15 protein-coding genes and 1 riboswitch are annotated in these 23286 nt (G+C 74.1%); of the genes, 9 read left to right on the top strand and 6 right to left on the bottom strand.

Annotated elements, in window-relative coordinates; genetic code table 11:
- Positions 1–46 precede the first annotated feature (46 nt).
- Positions 47–826, bottom strand: a complete 780-nt coding sequence (locus tag AC068A_RS08320) for a hypothetical protein (RefSeq protein WP_478582442.1) — start codon at positions 824–826, stop codon at positions 47–49.
- Between the two features lie 172 nt (positions 827–998).
- Entirely contained in the window at positions 999–2678 is a 1680-nt protein-coding gene (locus tag AC068A_RS08315) for a PucR family transcriptional regulator (protein ID WP_478582439.1), read from the bottom strand.
- Between the two features lie 253 nt (positions 2679–2931).
- On the opposite strand from AC068A_RS08315, the gene AC068A_RS08310 reads away from it, so the two are divergent.
- The 6 genes from AC068A_RS08310 (at position 2932) to AC068A_RS08285 (ending at position 11344) form a co-directional block, all read left to right on the top strand.
- Positions 2932–3825: an FAD binding domain-containing protein gene (locus AC068A_RS08310; RefSeq protein ID WP_478582436.1), complete on the top strand. Its 894-nt coding sequence runs from the start codon at positions 2932–2934 to the stop codon at positions 3823–3825.
- Positions 3826–3827: 2 nt separating this feature from the next.
- Positions 3828–4430: a (2Fe-2S)-binding protein gene (locus AC068A_RS08305; protein ID WP_478582434.1), complete on the top strand. Its 603-nt coding sequence runs from the start codon at positions 3828–3830 to the stop codon at positions 4428–4430.
- Between the two features lie 2 nt (positions 4431–4432).
- Positions 4433–6835 (top strand): xanthine dehydrogenase subunit D, encoded by a 2403-nt coding sequence (gene pucD, locus AC068A_RS08300; protein WP_478582431.1) that lies wholly within the window; start codon positions 4433–4435, stop codon positions 6833–6835.
- Positions 6836–7190: 355 nt separating this feature from the next.
- Positions 7191–8657, top strand: a complete 1467-nt coding sequence (locus tag AC068A_RS08295) for an NCS2 family permease (RefSeq protein WP_478582428.1) — start codon at positions 7191–7193, stop codon at positions 8655–8657.
- Positions 8658–8725: 68 nt separating this feature from the next.
- Complete coding sequence (locus tag AC068A_RS08290) at positions 8726–9877, top strand: XdhC family protein (protein WP_478582425.1); 1152 nt, start codon at positions 8726–8728, stop codon at positions 9875–9877.
- A gap of 150 nt (positions 9878–10027) precedes the next feature.
- Positions 10028–11344, top strand: a complete 1317-nt coding sequence (locus AC068A_RS08285; RefSeq protein ID WP_478582422.1) for a YncE family protein — start codon at positions 10028–10030, stop codon at positions 11342–11344.
- Between the two features lie 195 nt (positions 11345–11539).
- On the opposite strand, the gene cobN is transcribed toward AC068A_RS08285, so the two are convergent.
- Complete coding sequence (cobN, locus tag AC068A_RS08280) at positions 11540–15154, bottom strand: cobaltochelatase subunit CobN (protein WP_478582419.1); 3615 nt, start codon at positions 15152–15154, stop codon at positions 11540–11542.
- A 53-nt stretch (positions 15155–15207) separates the two neighbouring features.
- A riboswitch (cobalamin riboswitch) is annotated at positions 15208–15310 on the bottom strand.
- 506 nt (positions 15311–15816) lie between these two features.
- Here cobN and AC068A_RS08275 point away from each other — a divergent pair.
- The 3 genes from AC068A_RS08275 to cobJ all read left to right on the top strand — a co-directional run bounded on the left by AC068A_RS08275 (position 15817) and on the right by cobJ (position 19783).
- Positions 15817–17550 (top strand): hypothetical protein, encoded by a 1734-nt coding sequence (locus tag AC068A_RS08275; RefSeq protein ID WP_478582416.1) that lies wholly within the window; start codon positions 15817–15819, stop codon positions 17548–17550.
- Entirely contained in the window at positions 17547–18194 is a 648-nt protein-coding gene (locus AC068A_RS08270) for a precorrin-8X methylmutase (protein WP_478582414.1), read from the top strand. Before AC068A_RS08275 ends, AC068A_RS08270 begins: the two co-directional genes overlap by 4 nt.
- Before the next feature lie 155 nt (positions 18195–18349).
- Positions 18350–19783, top strand: coding sequence for a precorrin-3B C(17)-methyltransferase (gene cobJ, locus AC068A_RS08265; protein WP_478582783.1), 1434 nt, complete (start codon positions 18350–18352; stop codon positions 19781–19783).
- 553 nt (positions 19784–20336) lie between these two features.
- On the opposite strand, the gene AC068A_RS08260 is transcribed toward cobJ, so the two are convergent.
- Genes AC068A_RS08260 through cbiE form a run of 3 tightly spaced genes read right to left on the bottom strand, consistent with a single transcriptional unit; the run spans position 20337 to position 23192 of the window.
- Positions 20337–21125 carry a cobalt-precorrin-6A reductase gene (locus AC068A_RS08260; protein ID WP_478582411.1) on the bottom strand — a complete coding sequence of 263 codons (789 nt, stop codon included), beginning with the start codon at positions 21123–21125 and terminating at the stop codon, positions 20337–20339.
- Entirely contained in the window at positions 21115–21864 is a 750-nt protein-coding gene (cobM, locus tag AC068A_RS08255) for a precorrin-4 C(11)-methyltransferase (RefSeq protein WP_478582408.1), read from the bottom strand. The genes AC068A_RS08260 and cobM overlap by 11 nt, the downstream gene beginning before the upstream one ends.
- Positions 21861–23192, bottom strand: coding sequence for a precorrin-6y C5,15-methyltransferase (decarboxylating) subunit CbiE (cbiE, locus tag AC068A_RS08250; protein WP_478582405.1), 1332 nt, complete (start codon positions 23190–23192; stop codon positions 21861–21863). Before cbiE ends, cobM begins: the two co-directional genes overlap by 4 nt.
- Positions 23193–23286: the final 94 nt, after the last annotated feature.

Genomic DNA, 23286 nt, shown 5'->3' with positions numbered 1-23286 from the left:
GCGCGCCGCCGCTTCCGGGGGCGCGCCTCACTTCCCCCGAAGCCGCTCAGGTGGCCGGGGTCGGGTTGAGTTGGTCGGCGAGCCAGGTGGGGATGCCGCCGAGGAGGCGGAACAGGCGGCGGGCCTCGGCCCGCAGCCGGCTGGCCTCCGGCTCCGGCTCGGCCTCCGCCAGCGCCGCCAGCGCCGGCGCCGTCCCGACCAGGAACCCCAGCTCCTCCCGGATCCGCAGCGACTCCGCGAAGCCCTTGCGGGCCTCCGCCACCTCGCCGTCCCGCAGGGCCAGCGCGGCCAGGTGCCGCCACGTGAACGACAGCAGCAGGGAGTCGCCGTTCGCCGCCGCCCCCGCATGCGCGCGCCGGTACGCCGGCCGCGCCGACTGCGGGGCGTCCGCCAGGTGCTCGGCGACCAGCCCCCGCCGCAGGTCCAGCAGCGGGCGGGTGCGGGAGTCGGGGGACAGCAGGGCCGCCGCGCGGCCCAGCGCCGCGCGGGCCTCGTCCGCGCGGTCGCGGACCCCGAGCACGGTGGCCGCGTACGCCAGGTGCCCCCGCTCGCAGGCCGCCGCGCCCCGCTCGTCGTCGTCCGCGGCCACGGCCTCGGCGACGCGCAGCGCGTCCTCCGCCTCGGCCCAGCCCTGCCCGGTGAACAGGCACCGCTCGATCAGCAGCGCGGTGCGCTGCACGGCGGCGCCGGCGTCGTCCTCGACGTGCGGCGTCAGCAGGGCCGCCGCATCGGTCCAGCAGCCGCGCGAGCGCAGCCGCCATATCGCCCGCTGGAGGGGGTCGTCCCCCCCGGTGGTTCCGGCACCGGACATGGCGGTCTCCGCCACATTGCCCTCCCCAAAGCAACCAAGCAGAAGCAGCACGACTTCGAGCCCTGGGGCGAAATGAGAGCACGGATCGGCAGGTTCGGCCAAGGGGTCGGGTGAACTCTTTCACAAAGTCCGGACACGGCGTCAGCACTTTCCGGAATACGCCCCTCCCGCCCGTGCGGCGGAATGCTCAGCTCATCCGCAGGGCCAGGAAGAAGTCGAGCTTGTCCTCCAGCCGCGACAGGTCACGCGACGTCAACTGCTCGATTCGCCCGACCCGGTAGCGCAGCGTGTTGACGTGCAGGTGCAGCCGCGTCGCGCACCGCGTCCAGGACCCGTCGCAGTCCAGGAACGCCTCCAGGGTCGGGATGAGCTCGGCCCGGTGGCGGCGGTCGTAGTCCCGCAGCGGGTCCAGCAGCCGCGCGGTGAACGCGCGCCGCACGTCGTCCGGAACGAAGGGCAGGAGGAGGACGTGCGAGGCCAGCTCGTGGTGCCCGGCGGCGCAGACCCGCCCGGGGCGGGCCGCGGCGACCCGGCGGGCGTGCCGCGCCTCCTCCAGCGCCCCGCGCAGCCCCTCGGCGGAGTGCACGGCCGCGCTGACGCCCAAGGTGAGCCGGCCGTCGCCGTCCAGGCCCGCCTGGAGCGGTTCGCGTACGACGGCCAGCAGCTCGTCGGCGTGCAGGCCGGCGTCCGGGCCCTTGTCCTCGCCCGGCTCTCCGGGGTGCGCCGGCAGCGGCACCAGTGCGATCGCCTCGTCGCCGGTGTGCGCGACCGCGATCCGGTCCGAGGGCTCCGGGCCCGAGGCGGACGGGTCGACGAGGATCTCCTCCAGCAGCGACTGGGCCACCGGGCCGCCGGGGATGTCCCCGCCCTCCCAGTCCACCCTGGCCACGACGACCTGCCAGTGCGGGGCGGTGCCCAGCCCCGGCAGCAGCACCGGGGCCGCCACCCGCAGGCGCGCCGCGATCTCGGCGGGCGCGGCACCCGTCTGGACCAGCTCCAGCACCTCCTGCGCCAGCCGCCGGCGCACCGTGCGGGCCGCGTCGCGCCGGTCCCGCTCGACGGCGATCAGCTGGGTCACGCCCTGCAGCAGGTCCAGCCGCTCCGCCGGCCAGTCGCCCGCGTCCGCCTCGACCGCCAGCAGCCAGTCGGAGAGCACGCTCTCGCGCACGTCGCGGCCGCCGGGGCCGCCCGGGCCGCGCCCCGCGCCCCTGATCGGGAACAGGGAGTAGGCAATACCCTGGATGGAGATCCGGTGCGGGCCCCTGCGACCGGTGCGGACCGCCGCGAGGTGCTCGCCGGCCAGAGCCGCACAGATGCCCGGTGCCAGGGGTTCTCCCGCTCCGGCGATCTGCCGGCCTGTGGGGGACAGCACCCAGGCGCGCAGATCGAGGTCGGTGGTGAGCAGATCGAGCACCACGTCCGGTCCGCCGCCCGCGGGACCCGAGGTCATCAGGCGGCGGTGGCGGTCCACGACGGCCGCGAGATCGCCGGCGCGCTCCCCGGAGACCTGCCGTACGACGTACTCGGTGATCGTGGCGAATGCAACGTCCTCGTTCACGGCGAACAGCGGCAGGCGGTGGCGCTCGCAGGCCGAAACGAGATCGTCCGGGATGTCCCCCAGCTCCGCCTCGCCGGCGGCGAGGCCGGCGACGCCCGCGCTCGCGAGGATTCGTACGAACGGCTCGGAGTCGGCCGAATTTCTTCGCCAGGCCAGGCCGGTGAGGACGAGTTCGCCCCCGGTGAGGTATCGGCTGGGATCCCTCAGGTCGGTCGTCATGACGCCGCGGACCGTCCGGTCGAGTTCTTCCTCGCCGCCCAGCAGCCGCAGCCCCAGCGCCTCGGTTTCCAGCAGTGCGCGCAGCCGCATGGTGTCGCCGCCGATCTGTCTCGAATGTTGCCCTTGGAAATCGGGCAGGTCGTTGCATCCTGCCTTTCATACGAATCTACAAGACGAGGGAGGGCGCCAGCCAACTCCTTCATGGTTTCGGTGACTGCACCCGGGGGACGCGCGGCTTGTGTACTGGCTCCACACCGCGTTAACACCACGTGAACGACCAGTCGAGGGCCCTTCGGCCTCCTGGCCTGAAGTGAACGACCCGATTACAAGAAGAGAGCCGCACATGGACTTCCTTCGCCCCGCCAGCTGGGAGGAGGCACTCGCCGCCAAGGCCGAGTACCCCACAGCTGTGCCGATTGCGGGTGGCACCGACATCATGGTCGAGATCAACTTCGACCACCGCCGTCCGGAGTACCTCCTCGACCTGGGCCGCATCGAGCTGCTGCGGGAGTGGGAGGTCGGCGAGGAGGTCACCGAGCTCGGCGCCTCCGTCCCGTACACCCAGATCATGGAGAACCTGCGGGCAACCCTGCCGGGTCTCGCGCTCGCCTCGCACACGGTCGCGTCCCCGCAGATCCGCAACCGCGGCGGTGTCGGCGGCAACCTCGGTTGCGCCTCGCCCGCCGGCGACTCCCACCCCGCCCTGCTGGCCGCCGGCGCCGAGGTCGAGGTCGAGTCCGTACGCGGCACCCGCATGATCCCGATCGACGAGTTCTACACCGGCGTGAAGCGCAACGCGCTCGCCGCGGACGAGCTCATCAAGACGGTCCACATCAAGAACGCCACCGGTCCGCAGCAGTACTCCAAGGTCGGCACGCGCAACGCGATGGTCATCGCGGTGTGCGCGTTCGGCCTGGCCCTGCACCCGCAGACCCGTACGGTCCGCACCGGCATCGGCTCGGCCGCCCCGACCCCGATCCGGGCGAAGGCCGCCGAGGAGTTCCTGAACGCCGCGCTCGAGGAGGGCGGGTTCTGGGAGTCCGGCAAGGTCATCACCCCGTCGATCGCCAAGCAGTTCGGTGAGCTCGCCTCCGGCGCGTGCAACCCGATCGACGACGTCCGCGGCACGGCGAAGTACCGCCGTCACGCGGTCGGCATCATGGCTCGCCGCCAGCTGGTCTGGACGTGGGAGCAGTACCGCGGCAGCAACGGCCGCTCGCTTGAAGGGGCTGCGTAACCATGCGCGTCAATTTCACCGTCAACGGTCGTCCGCAGCAGGCCGACGACGTCTGGGAGGGCGAGTCCCTCCTCTACGTCCTGCGCGAGCGCCTGGGCCTGCCCGGCTCCAAGAACGCCTGCGAGCAGGGCGAGTGCGGTTCCTGCACGGTACGCCTCGACGGCGTGCCGGTCTGCTCCTGCCTCGTCGCCGCCGGCCAGGTCGAGGGCCGCGACGTGGTGACCGTCGAGGGCCTCGCCGACTTCGCCAAGCAGCGCGAGGAGCACGGCCACTCCTGCGGCACCGGTGCGTGCGGCGGCGGCGACCGGGGCGTCTCCACCGACGAGGCCAGGCAGTGGACCGCCAAGGGCACCGACTCGCAGACCGGTGAGGGCGTGGAGCTCTCCCCGATCCAGCAGGCGTTCATCGACGCCGGCGCCGTCCAGTGCGGTTTCTGCACCCCGGGTCTGCTGGTCCAGGCCGACGCGTTGCTGGAGAGCAACGCCGACCCGTCCGACCAGGACATCCGTGAGGCCCTCTCCGGCAACCTCTGCCGCTGCACGGGCTACGAGAAGATCCTCGACGCGGTCCGCCTGGCGGCCGCCCGCCAGGGAGAGGCGGTCTGACCATGGCCAACACCCGCACCGCCCCGTCCGGTACGCCGACCAACGTCTCCCAGGAGCACAACCAGGGCGGCATCGGCGAGTCCACGCTCCGCCCGGACGGCACCCTCAAGGTCACCGGCGAGTTCGCGTACTCCTCGGACATGTGGCACGAGGACATGCTGTGGGGCCAGACCCTGCGCAGCCCCGTCGCCCACGCCGAGATCGCGGGCATCGACATCTCCGAGGCGCTGGCCGTGCCCGGCGTCCACGCGGTCCTCACCTACGCGGACCTGCCGGCCGAGATGAAGAACTACGGCCTGGAGATCCAGGACACCCCGGTCCTCGCCAACGGCCGCGTACGCCACCACGGCGAGCCGGTCGCCCTCGTGGCCGCCGACCACCCGGAGACCGCCCGCCGTGCCGCCGCCAAGATCAAGGTGGACTACCGGGAGCTGCCGGTCATCACCGACGAGGCCTCCGCCCTCGCCGAGGACGCGATCCTCATCCACCCGGGCCGCGACGACCACCACGCCGGCCACGTCCCGCACCCGAACATCGTGCACCGCCAGCCGATCATCCGCGGCAACGTGGAGGAGGCCCGCAAGCGGGCCGACGTGATCGTCGAGGGCGAGTACACCTTCGGCATGCAGGACCAGGCCTTCCTCGGCCCGGAGTCCGGCCTCGCCGTGCCCTCCGAGGACGGCGGCGTCGACCTGTACGTCGCCACCCAGTGGCTGCACTCCGACCTCCGCCAGATCGCCCCCGTCCTCGGCCTGCCCGAGGAGAAGGTGCGCATGACGCTCTCCGGCGTCGGCGGTGCCTTCGGCGGCCGCGAGGACATCTCGATGCAGATCCACGCCTGCCTGCTGGCCCTCGCGACCAACAAGCCGGTCAAAATGGTCTACAACCGGTTCGAGTCCTTCTTCGGCCACGTGCACCGCCACCCGGCCAAGCTGTACTACGAGCACGGCGCCACCAAGGACGGCAAGCTCACCCACCTGAAGTGCCGGATCGTCCTGGACGGCGGCGCCTACGCCTCCGCCTCCCCGGCGGTCGTCGGCAACGCCTCCTCGCTCTCCGTCGGCCCGTACGTGGTCGAGGACGTGGACATCGAGGCCATCGCCCTCTACACGAACAACCCGCCCTGCGGCGCCATGCGCGGCTTCGGCGCCGTCCAGGCCTGCTTCGCGTACGAGGCCCAGATGGACCGGCTCGCGGCCAAGCTGGGCATGGACCCGGTCGAGTTCCGCCAGCTCAACGCCATGGAGCAGGGCACGATCATGCCCACCGGCCAGGTCGTGGACTCGCCCGCCCCGGTGGCCGAGCTGCTGCGCCGGGTCAAGGCACGCCCGCTGCCGCCGGAGCGCCAGTGGGAGTCGGCCGGCGAGGGCGCGGACGTCCGCGCGCTGCCCGGCGGCCTGTCGAACACCACCCACGGCGAGGGCGTCGTCCGGGGCGTCGGCTACGCGGTCGGCATCAAGAACGTCGGCTTCTCCGAGGGCTTCGACGACTACTCCACCGCCCGCGTGCGCCTGGAGGCCATCGGCGGCGAGGCCGTCGCGATGGTCCACACGGCCATGGCGGAGGTCGGCCAGGGCGGTGTCACCGTGCACGCCCAGATCGCCCGTACGGAGCTCGGCGTCACCAACGTGACCATCCACCCGGCCGACACGCAGGTCGGCTCCGCCGGTTCGACGTCCGCCTCCCGGCAGACGTACATGACCGGTGGCGCCGTGAAGAACACCTGCGAGGCCGTGCGCGAGAAGGTCCTGGAGATCGGCCGCCGGAAGAACGGCTCCTACCACCCGGCGTGGGCCACCGCCGAGCTCCTCCTCGAGGGCGGCAAGGTCGTCACCGACGGCGGCGAGGTCCTCGCGGACATCGCCGAGCTGCTCGAGGGCGAGGACGCCATCGACATCGAGCTGGAGTTCCGCCACCGGCCGACCGTCGCCTTCGACCTGGTCACCGGCCAGGGCGACGGCCACGTCCAGTACACCTTCGCCGCGCACCGCGCGGTGGTCGAGGTGGACACCGAGCTCGGCCTGGTCAAGGTCGTCGAGCTGGCCTGCGCCCAGGACGTCGGCAAGGCCCTCAACCCGCTCTCCGTCGTCGGCCAGATCCAGGGTGGCACCACCCAGGGCCTCGGTGTCGCGGTGATGGAGGAGATCATCGTGGACCCGAAGACCGCGAAGGTGCGCAACCCCTCCTTCACGGACTACCTGATCCCGACGATCCTCGACACCCCGAGCATCCCCGTCGACTACCTGGAGCTCGCCGACCCGAACGCGCCGTACGGCCTGCGCGGTCTCGGCGAGGCCCCGACCCTGTCGTCCACCCCGGCCGTCCTCGCGGCGATCCGGGCGGCGACCGGCCTGGAGCTCAACAAGACGCCGATCCGTCCGGAAGCCCTCACCGGCACCCTGTAGGACGGCGTCCTCCGGGGGCCCGCGAGGCCCCCGGACCCCAGACTCTCCGGGCGGTGCGACAGCGGAACGTCACACCTTTGGCCGAGCACCGCCCGGAGCACGGAGTCCGGCACACGGGGACCGCACCGCTCGCGGTCCGCCCCACCGGCAGTACCCCCGACAGAAGGAAAGGCGGCGCCGGTACCCCGGCACCGTCACCAGTACCGCAGAACCCCCGCAGTACCCGCAGTACACGCAGTTTGCAATCGCGTCGCCTCGGGCCGTCACCCCGGGTCGTGCAGCCAACGGCATTTCCCAAATCCCGCCTCCGGAACCCGCGAGCGGGTGCCCCTGTGAACCTTGGGAGTTAGGCACCATGACCCAGTCGTCTGTGGAGTCCAGAACCACCGCGGAAGAGGCCGGCGACGGCTCTCGCCATCCCGCCGGGCGTTCTTGGCTCGACCGGTACTTTCACATCACCCATAGAGGGTCGAACGTCGGCAATGAGGTTCGTGGCGGTGTCACGACCTTCATGGCCATGGCGTACATCCTCCTGCTCAACCCGCTGATCCTCTCCGGCAAGGACGTCGCCGGGGACACCCTGAGCCAGAAGGCCCTGATCACGGCCACGGCGTTCGCCGCCGCCCTGACCACGCTGCTGATGGGCTTCATCGGCAAGGTCCCGCTCGCGCTGGCCGCCGGCCTGTCCGTCTCCGGTGTGCTGGCCTCGCAGGTCGCCCCGCAGATGACCTGGCCGCAGGCCATGGGCATGTGCGTCATGTACGGCGTCGTGATCTGCCTCCTGGTCGTCACCGGCCTCCGCGAGATGATCATGAACGCGATCCCGCTCGCGCTCAAGCACGCGATCACCATGGGCATTGGCCTGTTCGTCGCCCTCATCGGCCTGGTGAAGGCCGGCTTCGTGCACGAGAACCCCGCCCCGGGCGGCGGCCCCGTGGTCCTCGGACCGACCGGCGAGCTCGCCGGCTGGCCCGTGCTCCTCTTCGCCGTCACCCTGCTGCTGATCTTCATGCTCCAGGCCCGCAGGGTCCCCGGCGCCATCCTGATCGGCATCGTCACCGGCACCGTGCTCGCCGCCATCCTCAACATCGTCATCGACATCGACGACAAGGCCTGGGCCAGCGGCCCGCCGGTCCTGGAGGGCTCGGCCGTCTCGATGCCCGACTTCTCGCTCTTCGGCCAGGTCGAGTTCGGCGGCTGGGGCGAGGTCGGCGCGATGACCGTCGGCATGATCGTCTTCACCCTGGTGCTGGCCGGCTTCTTCGACGCCATGGCCACCATCATCGGTGTCGGCACCGAGGCCAAGCTGGCCGACGACAAGGGCCGGATGCCCGGCCTGTCCAAGGCCCTGTTCATCGACGGCGCGGGCGGTGCCATCGGCGGCTTCACCGGCGGCTCCGGCCAGACCGTGTTCGTCGAGTCCGCGACCGGCGTCGGCGAGGGGGCCCGTACGGGCCTCGCCTCCGTGGTCACCGGCCTCTTCTTCGCCGCCTGCGTCTTCTTCACCCCGATCACGCAGATCGTCCCCGGTGAGGTCGCCGCCGCCGCCCTGGTGGTCATCGGCGCGATGATGATGCAGAACGCCCGCCACGTGGACTGGGCCGACACGGCGACCTCGATCCCGGTCTTCCTGACCGTCGTGCTGATGCCCTTCACGTACTCGATCACGGCCGGTGTCGCCGCCGGTGTGATCTCGCACGTCGCGATCAAGATCGCGCAGGGCAAGGCCCGCGAGATCGGCGGATTCATGTGGGGACTGACGGCTGTGTTCATCGTCTTCTACACGCTCAACCCCATCGAGGGCTGGCTCGGGGTCCACTGACCCTGACCGAAAAGCACTGACCCTCCACGCATCCGATACTGGAACCCGAACCTCCGAGGAGGCCGCACATGCTGGACATCGCCGAAGAACTGAACCGGTGGGTCGAGCAGGGACGTGACTTCGCCGTCGCCACGGTCGTGGCGGTCGGAGGCAGCGCACCCCGGCAGCCCGGAGCGGCCCTCGCCGTCGACAGCGAGGGCACGGCCATCGGCTCGGTTTCCGGCGGATGCGTGGAGGGCGCGGTGTACGAGCTGTGCCGCCAGGCGCTGGAGGACGGCGAGACCGTCCAGGAGCGCTTCGGCTACAGCGACGACGACGCCTTCGCCGTCGGCCTGACCTGCGGCGGCATCATCGACATCCTCGTCACCCCGGTCCCCGTCGGCTCGCCGGGCCGCGAGGTGTTCGCCGCCGCGCTGGCCGCGGCCTCCCGCGGCGAGGCGGCGGCCGTCGCCCGGATCGCGGAGGGCCCGGACGAGCTCAAGGGCCGCGCCGTACTGGTCCGCGGCGACGGCGGCTTCGAGGGCGGCCTCGGCGGCCACCCCGAACTGGACCGCACCGTCGCCGAGGAGGCGCGCGCCATGCTCGACGCCGGCCGGACCGGAGTGCTCGAGATCGGCGCCGACGGCCGGCTCTGCGGGGAGCCGCTGAAGGTCCTGGTCGAGTCCAGCGTCCCGCCGCCGCGGATGATCGTCTTCGGTGCCATCGACTTCGCCGCCGCCCTGGTGCGGATCGGCAAGTTCCTCGGCTACCGCGTGACGCTGTGCGACGCGCGGCCCGTGTTCGCGACGAAGAAGCGTTTCCCCGAGGCGGACGAGATCGTCGTGGACTGGCCGCACCGCTACCTGGAGACCACCGAGGTCGACGGCCGGACCGTGCTGTGCGTGCTCACGCACGACGCCAAGTTCGACGTCCCGCTGCTGCAGCTGGCCCTGCGGCTGCCCGTCGCCTACGTCGGCGCCATGGGCTCGCGCCGCACCCACGAGGACCGCAACCGGCGCCTGCGCGACGTCGGCGTGACCGAGCTCGAACTGGCCCGCCTGCGCTCCCCGATCGGCCTGGACCTCGGCGCCCGCTCCCCGGAGGAGACCGCGCTGTCCATCGCGGCCGAGATCGTCGCCAACCGGCGCGGCGGCTCCGGGGCGGCCCTGACCGGCGGGCACATCCCGATCCACCCCGACACCTCGGACGCGGTGGTCGGCAGGATCGGCTCGGTGGCTTGACGGGGCGGCCACCGGATCCGAAGGGACGGCCGCCGGGTCGGTGACCCGCAGGCGTGAGGAAACGGGCGCAGCCACAGGGCTTGCGCCCTTTCGCCGTCCCCTCTATTTTACCCGCCGGTAACAGCGCCTGCCTGCAACGGAGTTGAGCGTATGTCCCGGACGAACCGCCCTGCCCGCACGCCGGTGCGCCGCACGCTCCTCGCCGGGTGCGCGCTGGCCGCGGCCGCCCTCGCGGCGGGTGCTGCGACACCGGCCGCCTCGGCGTCCGCGACCGCCGCCGCGCCCCCGGCCTCCGCCGTCGCCTCCGCCGCCTCCTCCCCGGGCCTGCGCGAGGTGCTGTTCGTGGGCAACAACTGGGAGGGCACCGCCGACGTCCTCGCCTCCACCGGCACCCTGGAGCGCATCGGCCGGATCAACGTGGTCCCCGACAAGGAGGAACGCCTCCGGGAGATCTACCTCAACCCGATCAAGCTGGGCTTCTTCCTCGGGATCCGGCACACCGCCGGCGAGGGCCACGACCAGTTCGTCGACGACATGTACACCACCCCGGACGGCTCCGCCGTGGTCGTCTCCCGCCCCAGCTTCGCCGACGTCGTCTCCCTCGACCTGCGCACCGGCCGGATCAACTGGCGCTTCCCGGTCGCCGGATACCGTTCCGACCACATGGCCGTCTCGCCCGACGGCACCCGGGTCGCCGTCTCCGCGTCCACCGCGAACACCGTGCACGTCCTCGACATCGCGACCGGCCGCCAGGTCGGCTCCTTCGCCACCGGCGACAAGCCGCACGAGAACACCTTCACCCGCGACGGCCGGTTCCTGTGGAACAGCTCCATCGGCGACGTGACCTCCGCCCTGGACGCCCCCTGGCTGGACTGGACGAAGGGCGACCGCAAGATCACGGTGGCCGACGCGCAGACCTTCCGCACGGTCCGCACCATCGACATGCGGGACCGGCTGAACGCCTTCGGGCGCTCGGACCTCTCCGACGCGGTGCGGCCGATGTCCCTGAGCCCCGACGAGTCCACGCTCTACTTCCAGGTGTCGTTCTTCAACGGGTTCGTCGAGTACGACCTCGCCGCCGACCGGGTCACCCGCGTCAAGACCCTCCCGCAGAACCCCGCCACCAGCAGCGACCGCACCACCTGGGTCAACGACTCCCGCCACCACGGCATGTCGATGAGCCCCGACGGCACCAAGCTGTGCATCGCGGGCACCATGGACGACTACGCCACCGTCGTGGACCGGGCCACCCTCGCCGAGGGGCCGCTGGTCCCCGCCGACAAGCCGTACTGGGCCACCGTCGACGGCGACGGCACCGGCTGCGTGATCTCCGAGAGCGGCTCCGACCGGGTCACCGCCATCGACTTCGCCACCGGCACGAAGCGGGTGTCCGTCCCCGTCGGCGACCACCCCCAGCGCGTCCGGCTCGGCCACGTCCCGGCCGACTGGACGGGCCCCGGCCGGTGACCCCGTAGAGCGGGGTCGGGCGGGCCGCCGCCCGCAGCAGCCGGGCGGTCTCCTCGCCGGGGGTCCGCCCTGCCGCCGGCGGCTTCCGGCGATGTGAATCGCCGCCGCGGCGAGCGTGGGCGGAGCAGGCGCACGGCGCCCGCCCACCACGGGGGCGGGCCGGGCGCCGTGTCCGGACCGGGGTGCGGGCAGCGGTTACTCCGCGTCCGCCTCCAGGTTGCCCTCCGTGTCCAGGTAGACCTGGCGCAGGGCCTCCAGGATCTGCGGGTCCGGCTTCTCCCACATGCCGCGGGACTCCGCCTCCAGCAGCCGCTCCGCGATGCCGTGCAGGGCCCACGGGTTGGCCTCCTCCAGGAAGGCGCGGTTCTCCGGGTCCAGGACGTACGTCTCGGTCAGCTTGTCGTACATCCAGTCCGCGACCACGCCCGTCGTGGCGTCGTAGCCGAACAGGTAGTCCACCGTCGCCGCCAGCTCGAAGGCGCCCTTGTAGCCGTGGCGGCGCATCGCCTCGATCCACTTCGGGTTGACCACGCGGGCGCGGAAGACGCGGGAGGTCTCCTCCACCAGGGTGCGCGTGCGCACCGTCTCCGGGCGGGTCGAGTCGCCGATGTACGCCTCCGGCGCGGTGCCGCGCAGCGCGCGGACCGTGGCCACCATGCCGCCGTGGTACTGGAAGTAGTCGTCCGAGTCCGCGATGTCGTGCTCGCGGGTGTCGGTGTTCTTCGCCGCGACCGTGATGCGCCGGTACGCCGACTCCATCTCCTCCCGGGCCGGCCGGCCCTCCAGGCCGCGGCCGTACGCGTAGCCGCCCCACACCGTGTAGACCTCCGCGAGGTCGGCGTCCGTACGCCAGTCGCGGGAGTCGATCAGCTGGAGGATGCCCGCCCCGTACGTGCCCGGACGCGAGCCGAAGATACGGGTGGTCGCGCGCCGCTCGTCGCCGTGTTCGGCCAGGTCCGCCTGGGCGTGGGCCCGGACGAAGTTCTGCTCCGCCGGCTCGTCCAGCCCGGCCACCAGCCGCACCGCGTCGTCCAGCAGCCCGATCACGTGCGGGAAGGCGTCCCGGAAGAAGCCCGAGATGCGCAGGGTCACGTCGATGCGGGGGCGGCCCAGCTCGTCGAGCGGGATCGGCTCCAGGCCGGTCACACGCCGCGAGGCCTCGTCCCACACCGGGCGGACGCCCAGCAGGGCCAGCGCCTCCGCCACGTCGTCACCCGCCGTGCGCATCGCGCTCGTCCCCCACAGCGACAGGCCGACGGAGGCCGGCCACTCGCCGTTGTCCGTGCGGTAGCGCGTGAGCAGCGAGTCGGCCAGCGCCTGCCCGGTCTCCCACGCCAGGCGGGACGGGACGGCCTTCGGGTCCACCGAGTAGAAGTTGCGGCCGGTCGGCAGCACGTTCACCAGGCCGCGCAGCGGGGAGCCGGACGGGCCCGCCGGGACGAACCGGCCGTCGAGGGCCGCCACCACGTGGGCGATCTCGTCCGTCGTGCCGCCGAGCCGCGGCACCACCTCGCGGGCCGCGAAGTCCAGTACGGCCGCCACGTCCGCCGAGCGGCCCGCGGCGACCGAGGCCACCGCGGCCGGGTCCCAGCCGGCGTCCTCCATCGCCTGCACCAGCGCCCGGGCCGTCTCCTCCGCCTCGTCGGCTGTCGTACGGGTGGCCGCGGACTCGTCCAGGCCGAGGGCCTCGCGCAGACCGGGCAGGGCCGTCGTACCGCCCCAGATCTGGCGGGCGCGCAGGATCGCCAGGACCAGGTTGACGCGGGCCTCGCCGGTCGGGGCGCCGCCCAGGACGTGCAGGCCGTCGCGGATCTGGGCGTCCTTCACCTCGCACAGCCAGCCGTCGACGTGCAGCAGGAAGTCGTCGAAGCCGTCGTCGTCCGGGCGCTCCTCCAGACCGAGGTCGTGGTCGAGCTTCGCCGCCTGGATCAGCGTCCAGATCTGCGCGCGGATCGCCGGCAGCTTCGCCGGGTCCATGGAGCTGATCTGGGCGTACTCGTCCAGGTGCTGCTCCAGGCGCGCGATGTCGCCGTACGACTCCGCACGCGCCATCGGCGGCACCAGGTGGTCGACCAGGGTGGCGTGCACGCGGCGCTTGGCCTGGGTGCCCTCGCCCGGGTCGTTGACCAGGAACGGGTAGACGAGCGGGAGGTCGCCGAGCGCGGCATCGGGCGCGCACGCCGCCGACAGGCCGGCGTTCTTGCCCGGCAGCCACTCCAGGTTGCCGTGCTTGCCCAGGTGGATCATCGCGTCGGCGCCGAAACCGCCGTCCTCGGCGCGGGCCTGGATCCACCGGTACGCGGCCAGGTAGTGGTGGGAGGGCGGCAGGTCCGGGTCGTGGTAGATCGCGATCGGGTTCTCGCCGAACCCGCGCGGCGGCTGGATCAGGATCAGCAGGTTCCCGCGGCGCAGCGCCGCCAGGACGATGTCGCCCTCCGGGTTCTGCGAACGGTCCACGAACATCTCACCGGGCGCCGGACCCCAGTGCTCCTCGACCTGCTCGCGCAGCTCGGCCGGCAGCTCGGCGAACCACCGCCGGTAGTCGGCGGCCGGGATGCGGACCGGGTTGCGGGCGAGCTGCTCCTCGGTCAGCCAGTCCTGGTCGTGGCCGCCGGCCTCGATCAGGGCGCGGATCAGCTCGTCGCCGTCACCGGAGACCAGGCCGGGGATCCCCTCGGCGGGGCCGAAGTCGTAGCCGGCGTCGAGGAGGGCGCGCAGCAGCACCATCGCGCTGGCCGGGGTGTCGAGGCCGACCGCGTTGCCGATCCGCGAGTGCTTGGTCGGGTAGGCGGAGAGGACCAGCGCGATCTTCTTGTCGGCGCGGGCGATGTGCCGCAGCCGGGCGTGACGCAGGGCGATCCCGGCGACCCGGGCGGCACGCTCGGGGTCCGCCACATACGCGGGCAGGCCGTCCTCGTCGAACTCCTTGAAGGAGAACGGGACGGTGATGAGGCGGCCGTCGAACTCGGGCACGGCGACCTGCGTCGCGGCGTCGAGCGGCGACAGGCCCTCGTCGTTCTCCTCCCAGGCGCTGCGCGAACCGGTCAGGCACAGGGCCTGGAGGACCGGCACGCCCAGGCGGGCGAGCGCGCCCGCGTCCCAGGACTCGTCGTCACCGCCGGCGGAGGCGGTCGCGGGGCGGGTGCCGCCGGCCGCGAGCACGGTGGTGATGACCGCGTCGGCCCCCTCCAGCGCGGTCAGCAGCTCCGGCTCCGGGGTGCGCAGGGAGGACACGTACAGCGGCATCGGGGAGCCGCCCGCCGCCTCGATCGCATCGCACAGGGCGTGCACGAAGCCCGTATTGCCGCTCATCTGGTGGGCGCGGTAGTAGAGCACCGCGATCCGCGGGCCGTCCGCGGCCGCCGGTTCCGGGCGCTCGAGGGCACCCCAGGTGGGGGCGGCGGCGGGCGGCTCGAAGCCGTGCCCGGTCAGCAGGACGGTGTCGGACAGGAAGCGGGCCAGCTGCTCCAGGTTGGCGGGGCCGCCGTGCGCCAGGTAGGCGTGCGCCTCGGCCGCGATGCCGATGGGGACCGTCGACGCCTCCATCAGCTGCGCGTCCGGGGCCTGTTCGCCGGTCAGGACGACGACGGGGCGGGTCTGCTCCGGGGCCAGCAGCAGGTCCAGGCCGTCCTGCCAGGCGCGCAGGCCGCCGAGGAGGCGTACGACGACCAGGTCGACGCCGTCGAGGAGGCCGGGGAGGTCGTCGAGGGGAAGGCGGGAGGGGTTCGCGAACCGGTACGGCACCGGGCCGTCCGCGGCCGCTCGGGCGCTGAGCAGATCGGTGTCGGACGTCGACAGCAGCAGGATCATGCGGCGGCAGGCCTTCCTCGGGGTTTCCGCGCCCCGGGCAGTGAGGACGGCGGGAGTTCCTGGCTCACCCGGTCGGCGGCTGCTCTGCCGGGTTCACAGTGGCGGGACCGCGCCGGAATCGCACCGGGCTTCCTCCCATGTCGCCGTCCTCGGCGATGAGCGGGCCGAATGGCACGCCGAAGGTCATCTTAGGTGCCGATGCCCCCGGCCGGGAGTGAGGGGTCCCCGGCCGGACCACGGCCGGGGCGAGGGAGCCCCGTGGGACGGACGTGCCTGGTGACCGGGGGTGCGGGGGCGCACGGCGGGGGCGCGCGGCGCGGCGCACGGATTCCGCACCGCGGGCGTGCGGCGGGCGGGGTGTACGGCGGCCGGGGGTGCGGTGTTGGTGCGGCGGGCGGGGCGTATGGCGGCCGGGGATGCGGTGTTCGTGTGGCGGGGCGTGCGGCGGTCGTACCGCGGGAGTGGGGGCGCGGGGCACGGGCACGGGGCGGGAGGGGCGCGGCGGGCATGTGGCGGGGCAGCGGCCGGAGATGGGTCCGCGGACGGGCGACGGTGCGGGGCCGGGTCGGCGACGGCCGCGGGTCGAGGGTGGTGGCGGCCGCAGGTCGGGGGTGGTGACGGCCACAGGCCGGGGGCCGGGATTCGTGGGTATGCTCGCCGCCATGCCCACAGCCCCCTCCGCCCCCGCAGCACGGGACGAACCCGTCATACGGGAGCGCGGTGACGCCTGTCCCGGCGCACTGCGCCTCCACGCGGCCGACGACGGGTACCTGGCCCGGGTGCGGATCCCCGGCGGGATGCTCGGCGAGGACGCGGCCCTGCTGCTCGCCGACGCTGCCGACCGGCTCGGCGACGGGCACATCGACCTCACCTCGCGCGGCAACGCGCAGCTCCGCGGGCTCGGCGCCGGCTGCGGCGGCGAACTGGCCGGGGTGCTGGACCGGGCCGGGCTGCTGCCCGCGCCCACCCACGAGCGGGTCCGCAACATCGTTGCCTCGCCGCTGACCGGCCTGGACCTGCCGGCGCGCCCCGACGTGGCCCCGTGGGTGGCCGAGCTGGACCGGCTGCTGTGCGCCGACCCGGACGCGGCCGCCCTGTCCGGGCGCTTCCTGTTCGCCCTCGACGACGGCCGGGGCGACGTGGCCTCGCTGGACGCGGATGTCACCGTCGTCGCCCGCGGCACCGAACACGCCCTCCTGTACGTCGCGACCGCGCAGACCGCCCCGGCCGCACCCACCGCCCGCCGAGCGGCTGCCGGCGCCGGGCCGGCCGACGGTGTGGTGTCGGGCGGAACAGTGTCCGGTGGCGCGGGGGCTGGAAGCGTTGCTTCCGGAGGCGTGGCGTCTGGTGGTTCGGTATCCGGCGACGCGGCGGCGGGTGGTGCGGTGGCCGGTGGTTCGGCGTTCGGCGACGCGGCCGATGGCCTGGTGTCCGGGCCCGGGAGGATCAACTCGTCGGTGTCCGGCGGTCCGGAGTTCAGCGGTGCGGCGCAGGCGGTGCTTGTGGCCGCGGTCGAGGTGCCGCGCGCCGCGGTGGCCGCCGCCCGGTACTTCCTCGACGCGGCCCGCGCGTCCGGCACACGCGCCTGGCGGGCCGCCGAACTGCCCGCCGAACATGCCCTGAGCGCCGCCCGGTTGGCGGCCCGGCTGGAGGCCGCCGGCATCGCGGCCACCGCCGTGCCCGTGTCCGCGGCCGTGTCCGTGTCCGTGTCCGCACCGGTCACAGCCGACACCGCTGCGGCCCCGCAGGAGGAGCGTCGGCGGACCCCGGGCGGCTCCGCCGTGCCCGCGTCCCGCCCGCAGGACCCGGCTGGACCTGCCGTGCCCGCCGCTCGCCCGTACGGGCCCGACGGGCCGGGGCCCGAGCCCGGGGTCGTCGACGGGCCCGGCGGGGCCGTCGCGCTCAGTGTGCTCGCGCCCCTCGGGCGGCTGACCACCGCTCAGTGGCGGTTGCTGGCCGGGCTGACCGGCCGTATGCGGCTCACGCCCTGGCGCGGGATCGTCGTCCCCGGCCTGCCCGCCGCCCGGGCCCCCGAGGCGCTGGCCGCACTCGCCGACGCCGGGCTCGTCACCGCCCCCGACGACCCCTGGCGCTCCGTCACCGCCTGCACGGGGCGCCCCGGTTGCGCCAAGTCCCTGGCCGACGTCCGCGCCGACGCCCGCGCCGTAGCGGCCCGCGCGACCGGACCGCTGCCCGTGCACTGGTCCGGCTGCGACCGGCGCTGCGGGCACCCCCGCGGCACCGCGTGGGTCGACCTCGTCGCCACTCCCGCCGGCTACGACCTCTCCGTCGCCGGCGGCCCGCCGCACCGCGGCATCGAGACTTCCGACCACCTGGCCGCGGCCCTCGCGTCCGCACGCCGCACCACCTCCCACGACGACGCAGCGAAGAAATGAGCGAGTACACAGTGTTCGAGTACGAGAAGGACGGCGCGGAGATCTACCGCCAGTCCTTTGCCACGATCCGCGCCGAGGCGGACCTCTCCGGGCTGCCCGCCTCCGTCGCGCAGGTCGCGGTACGCATGATTCACGCCTGCGGAATGACCGACCTGCCCCAGGACCTCGGCTACACGCCGGACGTCGTCCTGCGCGCCCGCGCCGCCCTGCACGCGGGCGCGCCCATCCTCTGCGACGTGCAGATGGTCGCCAGCGGCGTCACCCGCAAGCGGCTGCCCGCCGACAACGAGGTGATCTGCACCCTCTCCGACCCGGCCGTCCCCGCCCTCGCCCGGCGCATGGGCACCACCCGCAGCGCCGCCGCCCTCGAAGTGTGGCGCGACCGCGGCCTGTTGGAGGGCTCCGTGGTCGCCGTCGGCAACGCGCCGACCGCCCTGTTCCGGCTGCTCGAGATGATCGAGGAGGGCGCCCCGCGCCCCGCCGCCGTCATCGGTGTGCCCGTCGGCTTCATCGGCGCCGCCGAGTCCAAGGACGCCCTGGCCGCCCACCCCTCCGGTCTCGACCACCTCGTCGTCCGCGGCCGGCGCGGCGGCAGCGCCATCGCGGCCGCCGCCCTCAACGCGATCGCGAGCGAGGAAGAATGAGCACCACCGGCACCACCGGCACCACCGGCACCACCAGCACCGCCAGCATCGCCACTGGCACCGGAGCCGACGTCGTCGGCTCCGGCGCCGGCGACGGCGCACCGGCCAAGGGCCGTCTGTACGGGGTGGGCCTCGGCCCCGGCGACCCGTCCCTGATGACCCTGCGGGCCGTCGAGGTGATCGGCGAGGCCGACGTCGTCGCCTACCACAGCGCCCGCCACGGCCGTTCCATCGCCCGCTCGATCGCCGCCCGCCACCTGCGCGCGGACCACATCGAGGAGCCGCTGGTCTACCCGGTCACCACCGAGACCACCGACCACCCCGGCGGCTACCAGGGCGCGATGGAGGAGTTCTACGAGGCCTCCGCCGCCCGCCTGGCCGCGCACCTGGACGCCGGCCGGACCGTCGCGGTCCTCGCCGAGGGCGACCCGCTCTTCTACGGCTCGTACATGCACATGCACAAGCGGCTCGCCGACCGCTACGAGGCCGAGGTCATCCCCGGCGTCACCTCGGTCAGTGCGGCAGCCGCCCGCCTGGGCACCCCGCTCGTGGAGGGCGAGGAGGTGCTCACCATCCTCCCCGGCACCCTGCCCGAGGAGGAGCTCACCGCCCGCCTCGCCGCCACCGACTCCGCGGTCGTCATGAAGCTCGGCCGTACCTTCCCGGCCGTGCGCCGCGCGATGGAGGGCAGCGGCCGCCTGGCCGAGGCCCGCTACGTCGAGCGCGCCACGATGGAGGGGGAGCGGACCGGCGTCCTCGCGGACACCGACCCCGACACGGTCCCGTACTTCGCCGTCGCCGTCGTGCCCAGCCGGGTCGGCAACCCGGGCAGCGTGCCGTCCGGGCCCGGCGAGGTCGCCGTCGTCGGCACCGGGCCGGCCGGGCCGCTGTGGCTCACCCCCGAGACGCGCCGGGCGCTGTCCGACGCCGAGGTCCTGATCGGCTACACCACGTACCTGGACCGCGTCCCCGACCGGCCGGGACAGATCCGGCACGGCTCCGACAACAAGGTCGAGTCGGAGCGCGCCGAGTTCGCGCTCGACCTGGCCCGGCGCGGCAAGCGGGTCGCCGTGGTCTCCGGCGGCGACCCGGGCGTCTTCGCCATGGCCACCGCCGTCCTGGAGGTCGCCGCCCAGCCCGAGTACAAGGACGTGCCCGTACGGGTCCTGCCGGGCGTGACCGCGGCCAACGCGGCGGCCGCCGCGGCCGGGGCCCCGCTCGGCCACGACTACGCCACCGTCTCCCTGTCCGACCGGCTCAAGCCGTGGGAGGTCATCGCGGAGCGGCTGCGCGCGGCCGCCGCGGCCGACCTGGTGCTCGCCCTGTACAACCCGGGCTCGCGCAGCCGGAACTGGCAGGTCGCCAAGGCGCGGGAGCTGCTGCTGGAGCTGCGCTCCCCGCAGACCCCGGTGGTCGTCGCCCGCGACGTGGGCGGCCCGGAGCAGTCCGTCCGCATCGTCACGCTCGGCACGCTGGAGCCCTCAGAGGTCGACATGCGCACGATCCTGCTGATCGGCTCCTCGCAGACGCAGGTCACGGAGCGGCCGGACGGCTCGTCCGTCACGTGGACCCCGCGCCGCTACTCCTGAGCGGCCGGACGAGGGGGGAGGGCGGGAGCGGGGGCTGTGTCGGGCGGGGTCGGTTGGTGTCCGGGGGTTTCCCGGCCGCCCATTGTCCTTCCGGTTCGGGCCGGCCCGTCAAGGGCGCTCCTCCTTCGTCGTCGCGTCGCTTCGCGATGGCCTTCGGCCACCCTTGACCGACCGACCCGCCCCGGAATGCCAACAGACAGCCGGGAAGCCCCCGAGGAACGGCCGGGAGGGTCGTGTTCAGGGGCGCGGCATCGCAGATGCGGCGGCCTTCGTTCCCTTGCCCCTTCCCGTCTCCCCGGATCCGGCCGGGTGGGTGGCGGTTGGGGACCGGTCGCGTGCCCCAACGCTTCCTCTCGCGGCCGGGTCTGAGGCTTCACCGGGCACCTGGGCGGTCCCGACCTGCGGATGACCGGCTGTAGACGCACCGGATCGCTACGTGCTGCTCATTGCTCGGCGGCTGACGGGGATTGGTGGGCGATGGCGAACAGGTCGGCTGGGTTGAGCGCGGGGCCGGCCGGGGGCCGCCGGCCGCTCCGTCGCCGTGCCGGAGCCCTCAGCCGTGCGTCGCGTGTTCGTACAGCCAGGCGGCCGCGGCCGTCGCGGTGCCGACCGCCGGGACGCCCTCGGGGATCGGGGGGCGGCGGACGACGAGGACCGGGATGCCGGCCTCGCGAGCCGCGGTCAGCTTGGGGGCGGTGGCCGAGCCGCCGCTGTCCTTGGTGACCAGGGCGTCGATCCGGTGCCGGGACAGGAGCTCCCGCTCGTCGTCGAGGGTGAACGGGCCGCGGGCCAGCAGCACTTCGAGGCGCGGCGGCACCGGCCCGGCCGGGGGGTCCACGGAGCGCACGAGGAACCACGGCTCGGTCAGGTGGGCGAAGGTGTGCAGCCCCATGCGGCCCGTGGTGAGGAAGACCCGGCCGGCCCCGAGCCCGGGGAGGAGGGCCGCCGCCTCCTCGAGGTCCGATGCGAAGGTCCAGTCGTCGCCGGGTCCCGGGGTCCAGCCGGGGCGGCGCAGCGCCAGCAGCGGGATCCCCGAAAGGGCCGCCGCCCGGGCCGCGTTGAAGCTCATCCGCTCCGCGAAGGGGTGGGTGGCGTCCACCAGGTGGGTGACCCGGTGGTCGGCGATCCAGGCCGCGAGGCCCTCCGGCCCGCCGAACCCGCCGATGCGGACCCCGCCCGGCGGGAGCACGGGCGCGGCGACCCGCCCGGCCAGCGAGGTGGTCACCCGGAACGGGCGTACGGGCGGGGCGGGTTCGGCGGCCAGCGCCTCCGCGAGGCGCCGGGCCTCCGTGGTGCCGCCCAGGATGAGGACGTGCGGCCCGGCGGGCGGTTCAGCAGACATGCCGGTCGCGTTCGGGGGAGTACAGGTGGCTGTCGCGGAACTGCTCGGCGCCGAGCGTACGGCCCACCACGATGACCGCGGTGCGCACCAGGCCCGCCTCCTTCACCTGGCCGGCGATGTCGGCCAGCGTGCCCCGCAGGACCAGCTCGTCGGGGCGGCTGGCCATGGCCACCACCGCCACCGGGCAGTCGGCCCCGTAGTGCGGCAGCAGTTCGTCGACGACGCGGTCCACGTAGCGCGTGGCCAGGTGCAGCACCAGGAGCGCGCCGCTGCGGCCCAGGGTGGCCAGGTCCTCGCCGGGCGGCATCGGGGTGGCCTGCTGGGCGATCCGGGTCAGGATCACGGTCTGGCCGACGGTGGGGACGGTCAGCTCCCGCTTCAGCGAGGCCGCCGCGGCGGCGAACGCGGGCACGCCGGGCACCACCTCGTACGGGATGCCGGCCGCGTCGAGCCGCCGCATCTGCTCGGCGACCGCGCTGAAGATGGACGGGTCGCCCGAGTGGAGCCGCGCCACGTCCTGGCCCGCCTCGTGGGCCCGTACGCATTCGGTGATGATCTCGTCGAGGTTCAGCTGCGCGGTGTCGACCAGGCGGGCGCCGGGCGGGCACTGCGCCAGCAGCTCGCGCGGGACGAGGCTGCCCGCGTACAGGCAGACCGGGGCGGCGGCCAGCGTCCGGGCACCGCGCACCGTGATCAGGTCGGCGGCGCCGGGGCCCGCGCCGATGAAGTACACGGTCATATCTGATGGTCCTTCTCGTTCGAGTGGGTGTGGGCGGCCGGAGTGGCGGAGGGGGCTTCGGCCGGGGTGCCGTCGTCCGCGGGCAGGTCCCGGGGCTTGGTGACGGTCCACTGGGTGACCGGCATCGCCTGCCGCCAGCCCGTGAAGCCGCCGACCGGCACCGCGTGCGCGACGGCCAGTTTCACCAGGTCGCCGCCGTGCCGCTGGTAGCGCTCGGTCAGGACCGCCTCCGATTCGAGCGTGACGGTGTTGACCACCAGCCGGCCGCCGGGGGCCAGGGCCGTCCAGGCGGCGTCCAGCAGGCCGGGCGCGGTCAGTCCGCCGCCGATGAACACCGCGTCGGGGGCCGGGAGTCCGGCCAGCGCCGCGGGGGCGGAGCCGGTGACCACCTTCAGCCCGGGCACGCCGAGCGCGGCCGCGTTGCGGGTGATGCGGGCGGCCCGCTCCGGGACGCGCTCCACCGCCACCGCCCGGCAGGACGGGTGCGTGCGCATCCACTCGATGCCGATGGAGCCGGAGCCGCCGCCGATGTCCCACAGCAGCTCGCCGGGGGCCGGGGCGAGGGCGCACAGGGTCGCGGCCCGTACGTGGCGCTTGGTGAGCTGGCCGTCGTGCTCGTACGCGGTGTCGGGCAGCCCCGGGGTCGCGCCGAGCCGCGGGCCGGGCGCGGCCGGATCGCGGCGGCAGTCGACGGCCACCACGTTCAGCGGGTCGCCGGGCGGGTGGTCCCAGCTGTCGGCCCGGCCCTCGTACGCGTCCTCGCGCTCGGAGCCGAGCTGCTCCAGCACCCGCATCCGGCTCGGGCCGAAGCCCTGCTCACGAAGGAGAGCGGCGATCTCGCCCGGGGTCGCTGCTCCCGCGCTGAGCACCAGCACCCGCCGCCCCTCGTACAGGGCGGCCGCGAGCCGGGCCACGGGGCGGCCGACCACCGTGACGACCTCGGTCTCCTCCACCGGCCAGCCCAGGCGGGCGCAGGCGTACGACACCGACGAGGGGTGCGGGTGGACCAGCAGCGCCTCGGGCCCGAGTTCCTGCGAGAGGGCGCGGCCGATCCCGTAGAACATGGGGTCGCCGCTGGCGAGCACGGCGATCCGGCGGCCGGCGTGCTCCGCCATCAGCTTCGGCACCGCCGGCCGCAGCGGGCTCGGCCAGGCCACCCGCTCGCCGCGGCAGTCCGCGGCGGGCAGCAGGTCCAGCTGCCGGGGCCCGCCGATCAGCACCTCGGCGGCGGCGAGGGCGGAGCGGGCGGCGGCGGTGAGTCCGGCCCAGCCGTCGGCGCCGAGGCCGACGACCGATACGGGTATGGGGGGCGGCGGTGCGGGGCTCACTGCGCGGTACCTCGGGGCGTAGGGGACGGGCGGACCCGCCGGGGAGGGGGACGGACCCGCAGCCTACTGGCCGGGAGGGCCGACCCCGGGTCCA

Source organism: Streptomyces sp. NPDC043854 (assembly GCF_056436005.1).
The sequence above is the reverse complement of the archived record's forward strand: the minus strand, read 5'-3'. Positions and strand labels throughout refer to the sequence as shown.